Raw genomic sequence first — 16,959 nt, forward strand, 5'->3', positions numbered from 1 at the left:
ACGCCGTACCGGTTTAAAGTTAATCCACTATAAATCAAGCCTCAGCCGTCGCCCGCCGTCCTTTCCGTAACCATAAAAATCCTGTGTGGAAATGACGGCGCTCCTAAAAAGCCTTCCCACTCAAACGCAAGCCCGGATAAACCGATTCCACGCAGTCCTCCAACACCCCGCCCCTTTTCAGACGACCCATTCCAACCCATGAACACCCCGCTCACCCGCCGCCGTTTTTTCGCCATCGCCGCCCTGACTGCCGCCGGAGCAGCCGCGCCCTTCCTCCTGAACCGCAACCGCCCTGCCCCGTTACCAACTACCGGCGAGCCCGTCATTTGGAAAGGCATCGCGCTGGGTTCCGGCGCCGAGCTCCGCCTCTTCGGCGTTGACCGCAAAGAAGCCGAAATCCTCGTCAACAAAGTCCTCGCAGAAGTCGCCCGCCTCGAAAAAATCTTCAGCCTCTACCGCGAAGACAGCCTGATCAACCGACTGAACAAAGAAGGTCGTCTGAACAACCCGCCGCCCGATTTCCTCGCCCTGTTGAGCATCTGCCGCGACATCCATGCCCTGACCGACGGTGCGTTCGACCCCACCGTCCAAGTGCTGTGGAACCTTTATGCAGACCATTTCCGCCGCAACCCGCGTGCCGAAACCCCACCGTCCGAACCGGACATCCGGCGCACCCTCAAACTCGTCGGCTTCAAACACGTCGTCTTCGACCAAAAAGCCATCCTCTTCGAACAAAAAGGCATGGGCTTATCCCTCAACGGCATCGCCCAAGGCTACATTACCGACAAAATCACCGCCCTGCTGCAACAACACGGCATCCGCCAAGCCCTCGTCGATATGGGCGAAATCCGCGGCTTCGACACCGACAACCAACGCACATGGAACGTCGGCATCCGCAATCCCCAAAACGAAGAAGCCACCCTCCTGACCATCCCCATACAAAACCAAGCCTTCGCCACCTCAGGCGGCTACGGTACCGTGATGGACGAAGCCGGCAAGTTCACCCACCTCTTCGACCCGCGCACCGGTACTGCTACCCCGCGCTACCGCAGCGTCAGCGTCATGGCGCCGACTGCCGCCGTTGCCGATGCCTTCTCCACCGCGTTCTCCATCATGGACGAAGCCGCCATCCGTACCGCCGCGCGCGCCAAACAGGCAAAAGTCTGGCTGGTCATGCCCGACAACCGCATCGAAACCCTAGCCTGAACGACTTATCCGCTAAAATGGTGTACTACAAAGAAACGCAGCTACAAGGTCGTCTGAATGCCCAAACTCCATCAAATCATCGAACGCCATTGGCAACGCCCCAATCCGTTTTTATCTCTCCTGCTCAAACCCTTATCCAAGCTGTTTGCCAAAATTGCGGCAAAACGGCGCGATGATTTCGTTTCAGGTCGTCTGAAAAGCGAAAAGCTGCCTGTGCCTGTGGTCGTGGTCGGCAATATCCACGCGGGCGGGACGGGGAAAACGCCGATTGTCGCCGCGCTGGTGTCGGGCTTGCAGGAAAAAGGCATCAAGGTCGGCATCATCAGTAGGGGCTACGGGCGCAAAAGTAAGGCGGTTCATGTATTGAATGCCGCGAGCCGTGCGGAAGATGCGGGCGACGAGCCTTTGCTGCTGTTCCGTAAAACCGGCGCGCCGACGGCGGTGGGCAGCAGCCGTGCGGAGGCAGGCAGGGCGTTGCTGGCGGCGCACCCCGACATCGGGCTGATTGTGGCGGACGACGGCTTGCAGCATTACGCCCTGCGGCGGGATGTGGAAATCGCGGTGTTTCCGGCGGCGGATACGGGGCGGACGGATTTGGATTTGCTGCCCAACGGCAGTTTGCGCGAACCTTTGTCGCGTCTGGATTCGGTGGATGCAGTCGTTGTTAGCGGAGGCAAGGCGGATGCGTCATTTGCGCCGTCTAAAAATATGTTTCACAGCCGCATCGAAACGGGACAAATTTACCGTTTGAACAAGCCGTCTGAAATACTGGACACAGGCCGTCTGAAAAATCAAACCGTCGCCGCCGTGGCGGGCATCGCTAAGCCGGAGCGTTTTTTCGATTCGCTGCGGAACATGGGCATCACGTTGAACCAAACCGTCGCGCTGCCCGACCATGCCGACATCGCCGCGGCAGACTTGCCCAATGCGGACGCGGTGATTATTACGGAAAAGGATGCGGTCAAGTTTTCAGACGGCCTCAATCTGAACCATGTATGGGTATTGCCCGTTTATGCGATAATCGAACCTGATTTGGCGGCGTTTGTGTCGGAACAGCTGAAAGATTCGCGACAGGTCGTCTGAAATCAATTGATTCTTTGTTGCTGTTTGTCTTGAATAATAAGGAAATTTATGAACCTGAAGAAACTGCTGCTCACTTTCGTTGCCATTGCCGCCTGTTCCGCCGCAACAGCCGCGCCCCCAAGCGATAAGTCTTTAAATAGATGGATGGAAGTCCAGCATATCGAACGCGACTTTCTCAAAAATTTGACCAACATGGCGGAAGCACAAAACCGACAGCTCATGCAACCGATCATCTCCTCATATCCACCGGAACTGCAGCCGCAATTACAAGCCGCGTCAGACCGTTATATGAACAAAGTGTTTAAAGCTTATTTCACACCGCAACTTAGAAACAAATTAATGAAAGAAATAAAAAAAGTTGCCAAGGACGAGTTCACTCAACAAGAGATTGATGCCATGATTGCGTTTTACGAGACTCCCGTAGGACAATCTATCGTGGAGAAAAATTCGGTATTCATAAAAAAACTCGCCAATATAGGGGCAAGCGAAGCGGATATGAAAGAAATAGAAACAATTAGCGAACACTACCTAATTGAATTTGAAAACGAAATTAAAAAAATATTGTCTGAAGAATGTACCCCCTAAACCTTAAACAGGAGAAAAAGATGAAACTGAAAACCTTGTTATTGCCCTTCGCCGCGCTGGCATTGTGTGCCAACGCATTTGCCGCTACACCCAGCGACGCGTCGCTGGAGCGTCTGTTTGAAGTGCAGAAGATGGATGCCTTGTTGGAACAGTCTTTCCAAAGCATGGAAGGCATTGTGCTTTCCGATCCGAATGTACAGAAATTTTTGAAAGATGCGCCGGAAGACAAACGTCCGCAGTTGGAAGCAGTCTTGAAAAAGTATGCAACCCGGTCGATTGCCGAAATCAATACGCCGCAAGTACGTGCCCAGTTGCGTAAAGCGGCTTTAGACGGCATGAAGACGGTTTATACGCAAGAAGAAGTCAACGCATTGATTGGCTTTTACAGCACGGCAGTAGGCCAATCGATAATGGATAAAACGCCGCGCTATCTTGAGGCAACGATGAAACCGATGATGAGCATCCTTGCCGGCAAATACACCCAATCCAACGAAAGCGCAAACCTGAGGCGCGAAATCCGCCAAATCATGTGCAACGGCAAAAATCCTGCCCAAACCTGCGCCAAACAGCCGAACAAACCGGCACGGAAAAAATAATGCCGCTTGAGGTCGTCTGAAAACGAGCGAAGCGAGTTTCGCCAAAACGAGCGAAGCGAGCTTCGCTAAAACCATCAAACCCGAAAGAAACCCCATGGAAAAAAAATTCTTAGACATCCTCGTCTGCCCCGTTACCAAAGGCAGGCTGGAATATCATCAGGACAAACAGGAATTGTGGAGCCGTCAGGCGAAGCTTGCCTATCCGATTAAAGACGGCATTCCCTATATGCTGGAAAACGAAGCGCGAGCGTTGAGCGAAGAGGAACTCAAAGCATGACCGAATTTGTCGTATTGATTCCGGCGCGGCTGGATTCATCGCGCCTGCCCGGAAAAGCCTTGGCGGACATCCACGGCAAACCGATGGTCGTGCGCGTTGCCGAACAGGCGGCAAAAAGCAAAGCAGCGCGCGTCGTCGTTGCCACCGACCATCCCGATATTCAGACGGCCTGTCAGGCGCACGGCGTCGAAGTCGTCATGACTTCAAACCGGCACGAAAGCGGCACGACGCGCCTTGCCGAAGCCGCCGCCGCGCTGAAACTGCCGCAACATCTGGTGGTCGTCAACGTACAGGGCGACGAGCCGCTGATTGCCCCCGAACTCATCGACCGCACCGCCGAAGTTTTAGTGGAAAACAACGTGCAGATGGCGACCGCGGCGCACGAATTGCACGATTTCGACGAATTTATGAATCCCAACGTCGTCAAAGTCGTCCTCGACAAAAACCGCAACGCCATCTACTTCAGCCGCGCCCCGATTCCCTATCCGCGCGATGCCATGCGCGCCGAAAAACGCGAATTGCCCACCGAAACCGCCGTCCTGCGCCATATCGGCATCTACGCCTACCGCGCCGGCTTCCTGCAACGCTACGCCGAAATGAGCGTCTCGCCGCTGGAAACCATTGAATCGCTGGAACAACTGCGCGTCCTGTGGCACGGCTACCCGATTGCCGTCGAAACCGCCAAAGAAGCCCCCGCCGCCGGTGTGGATACTCAAGAGGATTTGGACAGGGTCAGGGCTGCGTTCGAGGTCGTCTGAAAACTGGCAAGTTTCAATAATTCAACCTCCCTCTTTCTTTGGAAGAAGGTAACCGTGGCGAGGGCTCAGCTCTCGCCACGGACTATGGAAAACGAGTTCAATCATTCAAAAAATTTGAAAATAAAAATAGGAAGAACAATGAAAATTAATGAATATTCTAAATTTAGGGACTTAAATTATGGAAAAGATGATGATAATTTTGAAAATTTTTGGAAGAAAAATAAACATACAAAAAGTATTTTTGAAAATTCAGAACTCTTTGCGCAGAATTATAAAAAGTTTAATGATGTCGATGAGTGTGTTTATTTAGTTGATAAATCCATTAGCAAAACCTTAACGGATAAAATCTATAATGAAAAACAAGAAAACGTTATTTGTTGTTTTTCTTCTAGTAAAATTATAGGTACTTATGGAGAAGAGTTGATGTGGGCTCATTATGCCAATAGCTCAAAAGGTATAAGAATTGACTTTACAATTGATAAGGAGTTTGAAGATATATATGTTAAGAAAGTAGAATATAAGCCAAAAAAACAATTTAATAATGGTGCACAATTAAAAGAAGAATTAAATAATAATAAGTTAGAAAATATAATGTGTCGTAAAAGCAAAGCTTGGGCATATGAGAAAGAGCATAGGGCAATTTTTCATAAAGATGGTATTCCTTTGGAAGAAGGGAAAAAGCTTGAACCTTTCATTTTTCCAATAAATATTAAGGCAATCACTTTTGGCCGTGGTTGCGGTTTTTTTCCTGATAAAAAACCTGATGTAGAAGCATATGATTTTAAGCAAGAACAGAAGAATGCTGAAAAGCATATTTTAAAAATTGCAAGCTTTATATATAAAGTTCTAAAAGAAAGTAATAAATATAAAGATAGTATGCCAGAATTTTATCGTTATGAAGATAAATATTCATTAAAGACAATTAAAATAGAAGAAAATGAATTATCAAAAGAAATGAAAAAAATACAAAATAAATCACAAGACAAAATACAGAAACTAAGCCAAAAAATAGTTCAATTACAAAAAGAAATAGTCGATTTAGAAAAGGAAATAGTTAATTTGAAAAAAGCTAAGCAGTGAACCTGAAATAAAAAACAACCCGATAATCCGTTCTACCCAAAACACCGACAGAAAGCCCTTATATGACCGATTTACGCCATTTGAGCCGCGAAGAGCAAAAACTGCTTGCCGATGTTACCCTGCTGGTTCAAAACGACGACCAAGAGTTTAACTATGAAATGTTGAAAGCCGCCGCGCCGGACGAAGCCAGCGGCGAGTTTTGGTTCCGTATGGCGGAAACGCTCAGCACGCTGCCGCCCAACCGTTCGCTGGATTTGCGTTTGAACGGCGGCAGGCTGACGGTTGCCGTGTCGATTTTGTCGGTTTTGCTGCAAGACAGCCCCGAGATTCCGCAGCTTTGGGCGCAAAAGGTGATTGCGCTCAACTATCTGGCTCACGGACATCAGACGCGCGCGCTCGGTTTGGCGCAGCAGGCGGACAAGGCGGCGGAAGCCAACGAGGAAGAGTATTTGGCAAAGACTTTATCGCAAAACCTGCTTTCCACTTTGAAAGACGCATTGGAGCGTTTTCCCGAAGACACATGGTTTGCCGAAATGCGCGATGACGCATGGAAACATTTCGGTGAGTAACAGGTCGTCTGAAGTTTTGAACGATAAACGCAAGCCGTGTAAAATCATTTGAATCACGTTTCAAATCCATATCATTTAACAAGAAGGAACAACCATGAAAGTATTATTGTTAGGCGCGCCGGGCGCGGGCAAAGGCACTCAGGCTCAATTCATCACCGCTGCGTTCGGCATTCCGCAAATTTCCACCGGCGATATGCTCCGCGCTGCGATTAAAGCAGGCACGCCGCTGGGTTGGGAAGCGAAAAAAATCATTGACGAAGGCGGCTTAGTGCGCGACGACATCATCATCGGCATGGTGAAAGAACGCATCGCGCAAGACGACTGCAAAAACGGTTTCCTGTTTGACGGTTTCCCGCGCACGCTGGCACAAGCCGAAGCGATGGTTGAAGCAGGCGTGGATTTGGACGCCGTGGTTGAAATCGACGTACCTGACAGCGTGATTGTCGACCGCATGAGCGGCCGCCGCGTTCACTTGGCTTCCGGCCGCACCTACCACGTTACCTACAATCCGCCCAAAGTCGAAGGCAAAGACGACGTAACCGGCGAAGATTTGATTCAGCGCGACGACGACAAAGAAGAAACCGTCAAAAAACGCCTTGCCGTTTACCACGAGCAAACCGAAGTGCTGGTCGATTTTTACAGCAAGCTGGAAGGCGAACATGCGCCGAAATACATCAAGGTTGACGGTACTCAGCCGGTAGAAGCCGTGAAAGCCGAAATATTGGGCGCATTGGGCAAATAAATCGAAAAGGTCGTCTGAAAACAAAACAGAAAGTCAGGTTTTCAGACGACCTGTTTTTGACAAACAGCGTGTTGCAACCGAAAAATAATCATTCGGCGTCATTCCCGCGCAGGCGGGAATCCATTTCTGAATTTGGGCAATCGCTGTTTAAATCTGATGAACTGAGTTTTATCAATGGATTCCCGCCTGCGCGGGAATGACGGCTGATGTGCCGGTTCAAATTTATCCGAAACAGTTTGTCGGAGGCTTGAGTCCGCGTAGGTCGGACATCAATGCCCGACCTACGGTTTGAATTTACGTTGTTATAGTGGATTAACAAAAATCAGGACAAGGCGACGAAGCCGCAGACAGTACAGACAGTACAGAACCGATTCACTTTGGTGCTTCAGCACCTTAGAGGAATCGTTCTCTTTGAACTAAGGCGAGGTAACGCCGTCGGTTTAAAGTTAAGCCACTATACTGCGAAAAAGACGATAAAGGTCGTCTGAAAACCCGAAACGAAAACACCATGAATCCTTTAATCACCGACTTCCAAACTCCGCAACAACGCACCCCCGTCATCGTTGCCCTTGATTTTGCCAACGAAAAAGACACGCTCGGATTCGTCCGCAACCTTGATCCGACGTTGTGCCAAATCAAAATCGGCAAAGAGCTGTTTACCGCCACGGGGCGCAGTTTGGCGGAAAGCCTGATTCATCAGGGTTTCAAACTTTTTCTCGATTTGAAATATCACGACATTCCCCACACCGTCGCGCAGGCGTGCAAAGTCGCCGCCGACATGGGCGTGTGGATGGTCGATATGCACGCATCGGGCGGCCGCCGCATGATGGAAGCCGCCGCCGAAGCCGTTGCCGGATACGGCACGAAGCCGCTCTTAATCGGCGTAACCGTGTTAACCAGCATGGAACAAAGCGATTTGGCAGAAATCGGTTTGAACATCGCCCCTGAAGAGCAAGTCATCCGTTTGGCGAAACTGGCGCAAAGTTCGGGCTTAGACGGCGTGGTCTGTTCCGCCCAGGAAGCCGCACCGCTGCGCCGCGAATTGGGACAGGATTTTGTCTTGGTAACGCCCGGCATCCGTTTGGACGTTGCCGGCAACAACGACGACCAACGCCGCATCATGACGCCCGCCGAGGCATTGGCGGCAGGTTCAACTTATCTGGTGATGGGCCGCCCCGTTACCCAAGCCGCCGATCCGGTAGCCGTATTGCGCGAAGTGAACCGCGTGGCGAACGCTTAAGGTCGTCTGAAATATGAGAGCCATCGTCATCGGGGCAACCGGCGCAACAGGCAAATCCCTGTTGCCCTTGCTGACAGCACATTCGGAAATCGAGCGTATAGACTGCTTCGGACGCAGAAATCCCGATTTTTCCCATCCCAAGCTGTGCGCTCATCAGATTGACTTTGCCCAGATTGAAACATGGCGTGATGAAGTGCAGGGAGATGTGTTGTTTGCCTGCTTGGGCACGACTTTGAAAGCGGCAGGCAGCAAAGAGGCGCAATGGGCTGTCGATTACGAAGCGAATCTTGAGTTTGCCAAAGCTGCACGAAAAAACGGCGTAAAAACCTTGGTTTTGGTTTCCGCTTCCGGCGCAAATGCCGCTTCACGCCTGTTTTATCCAAGGATGAAAGGCGAATTGGAGCAGGCATTAATTGCTTTGAACTTTCCGCACCTCATCATTTTCCGTCCGCCATTGCTGATTCGTCCGAATAGCGACCGCTTGGGCGAAAAAGTTACCAAACGGATTTTGTACGGACTCAACCGCATCGGTCTGTTGAAAAACCAACGCCCGCTTGCCGTTGAGACATTGGCAAAAGCCATGCTGAAGGTGGCTTTGAGACCGCCTGAACATTCAGTGCAGGTATATGAACCTCAAGATATTTTCAGACTTTCGGACGGATAATCCGAATACGCAGTTTTGCAGAAAATTTTAACAACGGAGCCAGTATGGTTACCAAGTTCCAACAAGAAACCCTCAAATCCCGTTTCGCGCAAGCCAAAGTCCTTGTTGTCGGCGACGTGATGCTCGACCGCTATTGGTTTGGCGACGTGTCCCGTATTTCGCCCGAAGCGCCCGTGCCGGTAGCGAAAATCGGACGTATCGACCAACGGGCGGGCGGTGCGGCGAATGTTGCGCGCAACATCGCTTCGCTGGGCGGCAAAGCAGGGCTGTTGTCGGTAACTGGCGACGACGAAGCCGCCAACGCACTCGACGCGCTGATGGCGCAGGACGGCGTCGCCTCCTATCTGATGCGCGACAAACAAATCGCCACCACCGTCAAACTGCGCGTCGTCGCCCGCAACCAGCAGCTTATCCGCCTTGATTTTGAAGAACATCCCAACCGCGAAGTGTTGGAGCAAATCAAGCAGAAATACCGTGAAGTATTGCCCGAATACGACGCAATCATTTTTTCAGACTACGGCAAAGGCGGCCTGTCGCACATCTCCGATATGATAGATTGGGCGAAACATGCCGGTAAAACCGTATTAATCGACCCCAAAGGCGACGATTACGAAAAATACGCAGGCGCCACGCTGATTACGCCCAACCGCGCCGAATTGAAAGAAGTGGTCGGCAGTTGGAAAAACGAAAGCGAGCTGACCGAAAAAGCGCAAAACCTGCGCCGCCACCTCGACCTGACCGCCGTTTTACTGACCCGAAGCGAAGAGGGCATGACCCTGTTCAGCGAAGGCGAACCCATTTACCAGCCCACCCGCGCCCAGGAAGTTTACGACGTATCCGGCGCAGGCGACACCGTCATTGCCGGAGTGGGTTTGGGGCTGGCGGCAGGCTACACCATGCCCGAAGCCATGCACCTCGCCAATACCGCCGCCGGCGTCGTCGTCGCCAAACTCGGCACGGCGGTTTGCTCGTTTGCAGAGTTGAATAAAGCATTGGAAGAGCAGTAATTTCTTTTTCAGACGACCCCGTCTTTCCAAGGTCGTCTGAAACGAGTGCAACGAGTTTCGCTAAAACCAAAAATCAAAGGAAACCCAATATGACCATCATCGTAACAGGCGCGGCCGGCTTTATCGGCAGCAATATCGTCAAAGCCCTCAACCAACGCGGCATTACCGACATCGTCGCCGTCGACAACCTGACTCGTGGCGAAAAATTCAAAAACCTTGCCGAGTGCGAAATCGCCCACTACCTCGACAAACACGAATTCATCCGCCAAGTGCGCGGCCATCTTCTGCCTTACGAAAACATCGAAGCCGTCTTCCACCAAGGCGCATGTTCCGACACCATGAACCACGACGGCCTCTACATGATGGACAACAACTACCAGTACACGCTCGACCTTTTGGACTGGTGTCAGGATGAACGCATCCCCTTCCTCTACGCCTCCAGTGCCGCCGTGTACGGCAAAGGCGAAATCTTCCGCGAAGAGCGCGAACTTGAAAAACCGCTCAACGTGTACGGCTACTCCAAATTCCTGTTTGACCAAGTATTGCGCCGCCGCATGAAAGAAGGCCTGACCGCCCAAGTCGTCGGCTTCCGCTACTTCAACGTTTACGGACAACACGAACAACACAAAGGCCGCATGGCATCCGTCGCCTTCCACCATTTCAACCAATACCGCGAACACGGTTACGTCAACCTGTTCGGAGCCAACGACGGCTACGGCAACGGCGAACAAACCCGCGACTTCGTCAGCGTCGAAGACGTCGCCAAAGTCAACCTCTACTTCTTCGACCACCCCGAACTCTCCGGCATCTACAACCTCGGCACCGGCCGCAGCCAACAGTTCAACGAACTCGCCGCCGCCACCGTCAACGCCTGCCGTGCCGCTGAAGGCAAACCTGAATTGAGCTTAAAAGAGCTGATAGAAGAAGAACTTATCCGCTACGTCCCCTTCCCCGACGCGCTCAAAGGCAAATACCAAAGCTTCACCCAAGCCGACATTGCCAAACTGCGCGAAGCCGGATACAAGGAAGAATTTTTGGATGTCAAAGCAGGCGTCGAGCGCTACGTCAAATGGATGCTGGAAAATTTGGCTTAATTTGAAATGCCCATAAAAGAGGTCGTCTGAAAACTCGGATTTGAGGTTTTCAGACGACCTTTCCCATACAAACCTCGTCTGAAACCCCTTATAATCCAACCTTTCCCCTTTCTTCCCGCCCTCCCAATGTCCGAACTCTTCGCGCCCTCCTCCATTTCCGTATCCGAACTCAACGCCCTCGCCAAAGCCTTGCTGGAAGACCATCTTGCCGGTTTGTGGATTGCGGGCGAAGTGTCCAACCTGACCCGTGCCGCCAGCGGACATTATTATTTCTCGCTCAAAGACAGCCGCGCTCAGGTGCGTTGCGCGATGTTTAAAGGTGCGGCGGCGCGTTTGGCGAAACCTTTGAAAGAAGGCGACCATATCGAAGTGGCGGGCAAAATCAGTATTTACGAGGCGCGGGGCGAATTTCAGATTACCGTGAACGAGGTGCGGCTAAAAGGCTTGGGACAACTTTACGAAGCCTACGAGCGGCTGAAGGCGCAGTTGCAGGCGGAAGGCGCGTTTGCGGCGGAACGCAAGAAACCTTTGCCCGCCCGAGCGCAATGTATCGGCATCGTAACCAGTCTGGCGGCGGCGGCATTGCGCGATGTCGTTACCACCTTGAAACGCCGCGCGCCCGAAATTCCCGTCATCGTTTATCCAACCGCCGTTCAAGGCTCGGGCAGCGAGTTTCAGATTGCCCAAGCGATTAAAACCGCATCGCAACGCGCCGAATGCGATGTGTTGATTGTCTGTCGCGGCGGTGGCAGCATTGAAGACTTATGGGCGTTTAACGAAGAGCCGGTCGTGCACGCCATCGAAGCCTGCGCGATTCCCATCGTCAGCGGCGTGGGACACGAAACCGATTTCACGCTTGCCGATTTCGTTTCCGACGTGCGCGCACCCACGCCGACCGGCGCGGCGGAACTGGTCAGCCCCAACCGCCAAGAATCGTTACACCGCCTCGCCCAGGCCAAAGGTCGTCTGAAAACCGTTTTGGAACAACGCTATTTCGATGCCAGCCAAAAACTTGACTGGCTCGCGCGGCAAATCCGCCACCCGCGCCAAAAACTCGACGAGCAGCGCACCTATATCCACAAACTGGCGCAAACCCTGTCCTACTCAATGACGCAAAATGTCCGCGCCCACACCGCCCGTTTCGAACGCCAAACCCAAGCCCTGAAACATTGCCGCCCCGATATTTCCGTTTACCGGCAAGACATCGACCGCTTTCAGACGACCTTGTCGCACGCCTTCCGCCAACTGCTTGCCCGCCGCCGCCAAAGCCTGACCGCCCAAACCGCCCTGCTCGAAGCCGTATCGCCGCAGCAGATTTTGGAGCGCGGCTTCTCCGTCGTCAAAAACACACGCGGACAAGTCATCCGCAACGCCGATGTTTTAAAGCAAGGGCAGAAACTGCACATCACTTTTGCCGACGGCGAAACCGACGTGCGCGTGGCCAAAGAACAGGCGCAGCAGGAATTGTTTGATTAATCGCCGGCTTGAATGAAGAAGGTCGTCTGAAAACGAGCGTGGCAAGTTTTCAGACGACCTTTTGATTTTGATGGAAGGCAAGAAACAGGACTATCGTGAACTCAGATATAGTGGATTAAATTTGAATCAGGACAAGGCGACGAAGCCGCAGACAGTACAGACAGTACAGCAAGGCAAGGCAACGTCGTACTGGTTTAAAGTTAATCCACTATAAATACCGCAAAACCTGCCTTCCCCACCCCATCTCCTGCCGGACCAAATTTGGCGCAGATTACCGAATGCAGTGATTACCGCTTGACTGAATATTCAAACAAAACATCTTGATTTCAATCTAAAAATATTGCACCGACTCAAATTTAATCCAAACAAAAAGGTCGTCTGAAAATATTCAGACGACCTTTTGAGTTCAAACGATGAACGATTAGTGCTGATGCGCGCCACCGTGGTCATGACCATGACCGTGATCCATGCCGGATTGCGGCGCGGTTTTCACTTCCAGTTGTACGGTTTGAGGTTTGGCATTTTTGAATTTCAGGGTAACCGGTACTTTTTCGCCTTCTTTCAGCGGTTTTTTCAGACCCATGAACATAACGTGGTAGCTGCCCGGTTTCAGCTCGGTTACGCCTTTTGCCGCCAGCGGAACACCACCTTTGACTTCGCGCATGCGCATCACGCCGTTGTCGTTGACATGGGTATGCACTTCAACGCGATCGGCTACCGGGCTGCTGCCGCCGACCAAGAAGTCTTGTTTGGCTTCATCGTTGTGGATCTTCATGAACGCGCCGCCCATTTTCATACCTTCGACGGTGGCACGCGCCCAACCGTCTTCAACGTGAACACCGGCTGCGGAAGCGGTGGATACCAAACCTGCTGCGATCAGGGTTGCCAATAATTTTTTCATGTATTGCTCCTTTATGATGAAATGGGTGGTTTTGTTGCGGCAAAAGCTTTCCGCGCGACATTGCATGTCGGTAATACTGTTCTCATCCTACATGCAATGGTCGTCTGAATGCTTTGACTCAGATTAAACAAAATGATTCAAATTAATTCATGAGAATTAATACTTAGTAAGTATAAATCATCTCGAAGTAAATTTAAACATACCCGCGCCATAATGCGATCGCCCACACGATGCCCAGCATCGTCAAAGCGAGCAATTGCGCGGCGGAGCCGGCATCTTTGGCGCGTTTTGCCAATTCGTGTTTTTCGGTGGAAGTGTGGTCGACGGCGGCTTCGACGGCGGTGTTGAACAATTCGGTGATCAGCGAAACAAACGACGCAATAATCAGCAGCATTTTGGTCGCGGAGTCGAAATTGAGGATGAAGGTCAAGACAATCAAAATCAGGTTCAGCCACAATACTTGGCGGAACGCGCTTTCATAGCGGTAGGCGGCGGCAAGCCCGTCTTTGGAATAGCCGAATGCGTTGATGATGCGTTTGATACCGCTTTTACCTTTTTTATCGGCAGCGTAAGAAGATGGTTTCATAAGTAATGTTTGTATCAATATTTATATTTGTAAAAAGGGGTCGTCTGAAAACGAGCGAAGCGAGTTTCGCCAAAACGAGCGCAGCGGGTTTCGCTAAAACGAGCAAAGCGAGTTTTACTAAAACGGATTCGGGTTTCAGACGACCTTTCGGTATTATTGTTTGGACCAAGCTTCGACAGCGTCGGCAAACATCGCGGCGACGTCGAAGTTTTTTTGTTTCATGATTTCTTGGAAACCGGTCGGGCTGGTCACGTTGACTTCGGTCAGGTTGCGGCCGATGACGTCCAAACCTGCCAGCAAGATGCCGCGGCGTTTGAGTTCGGGGGCGAGAGTCTCGGCGATTTCTCGATCGCGTTCGCTCAATTCCTGCGCCACGCCGCGTCCGCCTGCCGCAAGATTGCCGCGTGTCTCGCCGTTTTGCGGAATACGCGCCAAAGCATAGGGGACGACTTCGCCGCCGATAATCAGGATGCGTTTGTCGCCGTAGACAATTTCGGGGATGTAGCGTTGCGCCATGATGGTGCGGGAATCAAGCTGCATCAGGGTTTCGAGGATGCTGCCGATGTTGGGATCTTTTTCGGTCAGGCGGAAAATGCCCATGCCGCCCATGCCGTCCAGCGGTTTGATGATGATGTCGCCGTGTTCTTTCAAAAATGCGCGGACATCGGCGGAACGGGTCGTAACCAGCGTAGGCGCGGTGAACTGGCTGAAATTCAAAATCGCCAGTTTTTCGTTGAAATCGCGCATGGCCTGTCCGCTGTTGAAGACTTTGGCGCCCTGCTGTTCCGCCAGCGTCAGGAATTGGGTGGCGTAGAGGTATTGCATATCGAACGGCGGGGCGGTGCGCATAATGACGGCATCGAAGTCTTTCAAGGTCGTCTGAACTTTGTCTGCCGCTTTAAACCACTCATGATCATCGTCGCTTTTTGCACCGAGAAACTCAAACGGCGCAGCCTGAGCCGTCACCAATCCTTGCTGTACGGACAATTCGCCGCTCAAGGTATGGAAAAGCTGCCAGCCGCGTTTTGCCATTTCGCGCATCATGGCGTAGGTGGTGTCTTTGTAGGTTTTGAAACTTGCCATCGGATCGGCAATAAACAGGACTTTCATGGGAACTTCCTTATAAACAAACGACGTAATCATACCTTGTATTGAGGTCGTCTGAAAGGGCGCGGGCGGTTTGGCAAAGAGGTCGTCTGAAAAGCGGTTTGTGAATGGTTACACAAACTTCCTTTTCAGACGACCTCTCCGATTCTGCGTTTAAGCGGCGGCAAGGCTGATTAACTCTGCCGCGTGGCTGCGGGTCGTGTCGGTAATGATTTCGCCGCCAAGCATACGGGCGATTTCTTCGATACGCTGCTGATGGTCCAACACACTGATTTCGCTGACGGTTTGTTCGCCTTCGCTGTGTTTGCGCACCTGCCAATGGTTTTCACCGCATGAAGCGACTTGCGGCAGGTGGGTCACGGCGAGCACCTGATGTTTTTTACCCAAAGCACGCAGTGCTTTGCCGACCATTTCTGCCACGCCGCCGCCGATACCGGTATCGACTTCATCAAAAATCAGCGTAGGGACTTGCGTGTATTGGCTGGTAACCACCTGCAAGGCAAGGCTGATGCGGGCAAGTTCGCCACCGGACGCGACTTTGTTCAGCGGACGGGACGGATTGCCTTTGTTGGCGGCAACTTGGAACTGTACCTGCTCCAAACCGTGCGCTGTGGGCGAAGACGGCAGCAGAACGATGTCGAAACGCGCGCCTTTCATGGCGAGATGCTGCATATGTCCGGTCGTTTCCTCGCCCAACCTGCCCGCCGCCTGATGGCGCATGGCGGAAAGAACATGAGCGGCCTCCTGATATTCGGCAAGGTTGCGGGCAACGGTTTGCGTCAACGCTTCCAAATCGGCAGCGGCTTGCAGGCTTTGCAGGCGCTCATCAATTTCAGCCAGCTTTTGCGGCAGGGCTTCAGGCTCGATGCGGTATTTCCGCGCCATCCCCATCAGCTCGCCCATGCGCTGCTCCTGCGCCGCCAATTCATTGGGATCGATGTCGCTTCGGCCTGCGACGTCGCGCATATTGGCACTGATTTCGCCCAATTCGGCTTCAATGCTCGCCAGCATATTCAGGCTTTCGGCAAAGCGCGGCTCAATGTTTTGCAGATTGGTCAACAGCTTTTGGCATTGATAAATTTGACGTTGGATGCCGTTGTCGCCATCGATGTAGTCGCCGACTTCTTCGGCAGCCTGCAACAGCTCGGCAGAATGGGCAAGACTGTCGTGGCTTTGGCTGAGGGCTTCCCATTCGCCTTGTTTGACGTCCAACTGGTTCAATTCGTTGAACTGCCATTCCAAACGCTCACGCTCGATAATGATGGTCTCGGCGTGTTCCTGCGCCTCTTGGAGGGCTTTTTTCGCATTGACCCAGTTTTGATAAAGCTGTCTGACAGTTTCCGCCTGCGCTTTGCTGCCCGCAAATGCGTCCAACAATTCGCGCTGGGCGGATTCTTGATTGAGGGAATGATGGGCGTTTTGCCCGTGGATGTCGATAAGCTGCCCGCCGACGGCTTTAAGCTGCGCCAGCGTGGCTGCCTGATTATTGATGAAGCTGCGGCTTTTCCCTTTGGCATCGATGATGCGGCGGATGCTGAGTTCTTCCGCGTCTTCGTCCAAAAAACCCTGTTCCTGCAATTGGGCTTTGAGATTGGGCAAAAGGCTGATGTCGAACAATGCCGACAACTGCGCTTCCTTCGCACCGCTGCGGACTTGGCTGTAATCGGCCTTATCGCCCAACAAAAGTCCGATTGCGTCCAGCGTAATCGATTTGCCCGCGCCTGTTTCGCCGGTCAAGACGGTAAAACCGCTTTGGAAATCCAGATTGAGGTTTTCAACAATGACAAAATCGCGCAGGGAAAGTGCCAACAGCATGGTAGTATTCCTTAGTAAATCGACCGCACATCGGCGGCTAACTTTAGATATGCTGATTATAACTAAGATTTTTTATAGTTTGAATAAGGTTTTCCTTATTTTATATCTAACAAACTGAATACAATGATATTATTTTTTAAAAAAAGGTCGTCTGAAAACTGAACTGGCCCCCA

At 51.9% G+C, this 16,959-nt stretch carries 18 protein-coding genes and 1 pseudogene; 15 read left to right on the forward strand and 4 right to left on the reverse strand.

The window, feature by feature from the left end:
• The first annotated feature begins 198 nt into the window (after nt 1-198).
• The 15 genes and pseudogenes from HMPREF2726_RS06255 to HMPREF2726_RS14405 all read left to right on the forward strand — a co-directional run.
• A complete protein-coding gene (locus HMPREF2726_RS06255; protein WP_070602657.1) occupies nt 199-1,206 on the forward strand; it encodes an FAD:protein FMN transferase in 1,008 nt (335 codons plus the stop codon).
• A 57-nt stretch (nt 1,207-1,263) separates the two neighbouring features.
• Nucleotides 1,264-2,289 carry a tetraacyldisaccharide 4'-kinase gene (lpxK, locus tag HMPREF2726_RS06260; RefSeq protein WP_009311240.1) on the forward strand — a complete coding sequence of 342 codons (1,026 nt, stop codon included), beginning with the start codon at nt 1,264-1,266 and terminating at the stop codon, nt 2,287-2,289.
• Between the two features lie 48 nt (nt 2,290-2,337).
• The gene (locus tag HMPREF2726_RS06265; protein WP_009311239.1) at nt 2,338-2,874 is read left to right on the forward strand and encodes a DUF2059 domain-containing protein; all 537 of its coding nucleotides are present in this window, start codon (nt 2,338-2,340) and stop codon (nt 2,872-2,874) included.
• Between the two features lie 20 nt (nt 2,875-2,894).
• A complete protein-coding gene (locus tag HMPREF2726_RS06270) occupies nt 2,895-3,470 on the forward strand; it encodes a DUF2059 domain-containing protein (RefSeq protein ID WP_070602659.1) in 576 nt (191 codons plus the stop codon).
• 94 nt (nt 3,471-3,564) lie between these two features.
• Nucleotides 3,565-3,747, forward strand: coding sequence for a Trm112 family protein (locus HMPREF2726_RS06275; RefSeq protein ID WP_002221286.1), 183 nt, complete (start codon nt 3,565-3,567; stop codon nt 3,745-3,747).
• The gene (gene kdsB / locus HMPREF2726_RS06280; RefSeq protein WP_009311237.1) at nt 3,744-4,505 is read left to right on the forward strand and encodes a 3-deoxy-manno-octulosonate cytidylyltransferase; all 762 of its coding nucleotides are present in this window, start codon (nt 3,744-3,746) and stop codon (nt 4,503-4,505) included. Before HMPREF2726_RS06275 ends, kdsB begins: the two co-directional genes overlap by 4 nt.
• 138 nt (nt 4,506-4,643) lie before the next feature.
• Nucleotides 4,644-5,585, forward strand: a complete 942-nt coding sequence (locus HMPREF2726_RS06285; RefSeq protein WP_009311236.1) for a DUF2971 domain-containing protein — start codon at nt 4,644-4,646, stop codon at nt 5,583-5,585.
• Nucleotides 5,586-5,647: 62 nt separating this feature from the next.
• Nucleotides 5,648-6,154 carry a 3-deoxy-manno-octulosonate cytidylyltransferase gene (locus tag HMPREF2726_RS06290; RefSeq protein WP_070602661.1) on the forward strand — a complete coding sequence of 169 codons (507 nt, stop codon included), beginning with the start codon at nt 5,648-5,650 and terminating at the stop codon, nt 6,152-6,154.
• A gap of 94 nt (nt 6,155-6,248) precedes the next feature.
• Nucleotides 6,249-6,896, forward strand: a complete 648-nt coding sequence (gene adk, locus HMPREF2726_RS06295; RefSeq protein ID WP_009311234.1) for an adenylate kinase — start codon at nt 6,249-6,251, stop codon at nt 6,894-6,896.
• Between the two features lie 508 nt (nt 6,897-7,404).
• Complete coding sequence (gene pyrF, locus HMPREF2726_RS06300) at nt 7,405-8,136, forward strand: orotidine-5'-phosphate decarboxylase (protein WP_009311233.1); 732 nt, start codon at nt 7,405-7,407, stop codon at nt 8,134-8,136.
• A gap of 13 nt (nt 8,137-8,149) precedes the next feature.
• A complete protein-coding gene (locus HMPREF2726_RS06305; protein WP_009311232.1) occupies nt 8,150-8,800 on the forward strand; it encodes an NAD(P)H-binding protein in 651 nt (216 codons plus the stop codon).
• A 44-nt stretch (nt 8,801-8,844) separates the two neighbouring features.
• A complete protein-coding gene (gene hldA, locus HMPREF2726_RS06310; protein ID WP_009311231.1) occupies nt 8,845-9,807 on the forward strand; it encodes an ADP-heptose synthase in 963 nt (320 codons plus the stop codon).
• A gap of 89 nt (nt 9,808-9,896) precedes the next feature.
• Nucleotides 9,897-10,901, forward strand: coding sequence for an ADP-glyceromanno-heptose 6-epimerase (gene rfaD, locus HMPREF2726_RS06315; protein ID WP_009311230.1), 1,005 nt, complete (start codon nt 9,897-9,899; stop codon nt 10,899-10,901).
• A 126-nt stretch (nt 10,902-11,027) separates the two neighbouring features.
• The gene (gene xseA / locus HMPREF2726_RS06320) at nt 11,028-12,377 is read left to right on the forward strand and encodes an exodeoxyribonuclease VII large subunit (protein WP_070602663.1); all 1,350 of its coding nucleotides are present in this window, start codon (nt 11,028-11,030) and stop codon (nt 12,375-12,377) included.
• A 97-nt stretch (nt 12,378-12,474) separates the two neighbouring features.
• Nucleotides 12,475-12,588, forward strand: a pseudogene (locus tag HMPREF2726_RS14405) (IS5/IS1182 family transposase); the annotation flags it as partial.
• Nucleotides 12,589-12,798: 210 nt separating this feature from the next.
• On the opposite strand, the gene HMPREF2726_RS06330 reads toward HMPREF2726_RS14405, so the two are convergent.
• The 4 genes from HMPREF2726_RS06330 to recN all read right to left on the reverse strand — a co-directional run bounded on the left by HMPREF2726_RS06330 (nt 12,799) and on the right by recN (nt 16,786).
• On the reverse strand, nt 12,799-13,278 hold the full coding sequence (locus tag HMPREF2726_RS06330) for a copper chaperone PCu(A)C (RefSeq protein WP_009311228.1): 480 nt from the start codon (nt 13,276-13,278) through the stop codon (nt 12,799-12,801).
• Between the two features lie 193 nt (nt 13,279-13,471).
• Entirely contained in the window at nt 13,472-13,864 is a 393-nt protein-coding gene (locus tag HMPREF2726_RS06335) for a diacylglycerol kinase (RefSeq protein ID WP_003756111.1), read from the reverse strand.
• A 153-nt stretch (nt 13,865-14,017) separates the two neighbouring features.
• A complete protein-coding gene (gene gshB / locus HMPREF2726_RS06340; protein ID WP_070602666.1) occupies nt 14,018-14,974 on the reverse strand; it encodes a glutathione synthase in 957 nt (318 codons plus the stop codon).
• Between the two features lie 150 nt (nt 14,975-15,124).
• Nucleotides 15,125-16,786, reverse strand: a complete 1,662-nt coding sequence (recN, locus tag HMPREF2726_RS06345; protein ID WP_009311226.1) for a DNA repair protein RecN — start codon at nt 16,784-16,786, stop codon at nt 15,125-15,127.
• Between the last annotated feature and the right edge of the window lie 173 nt (nt 16,787-16,959).

The sequence above is a fragment of the Neisseria sp. HMSC074B07 genome, assembly GCF_001810355.1.
Lineage (GTDB): Bacteria > Pseudomonadota > Gammaproteobacteria > Burkholderiales > Neisseriaceae > Neisseria.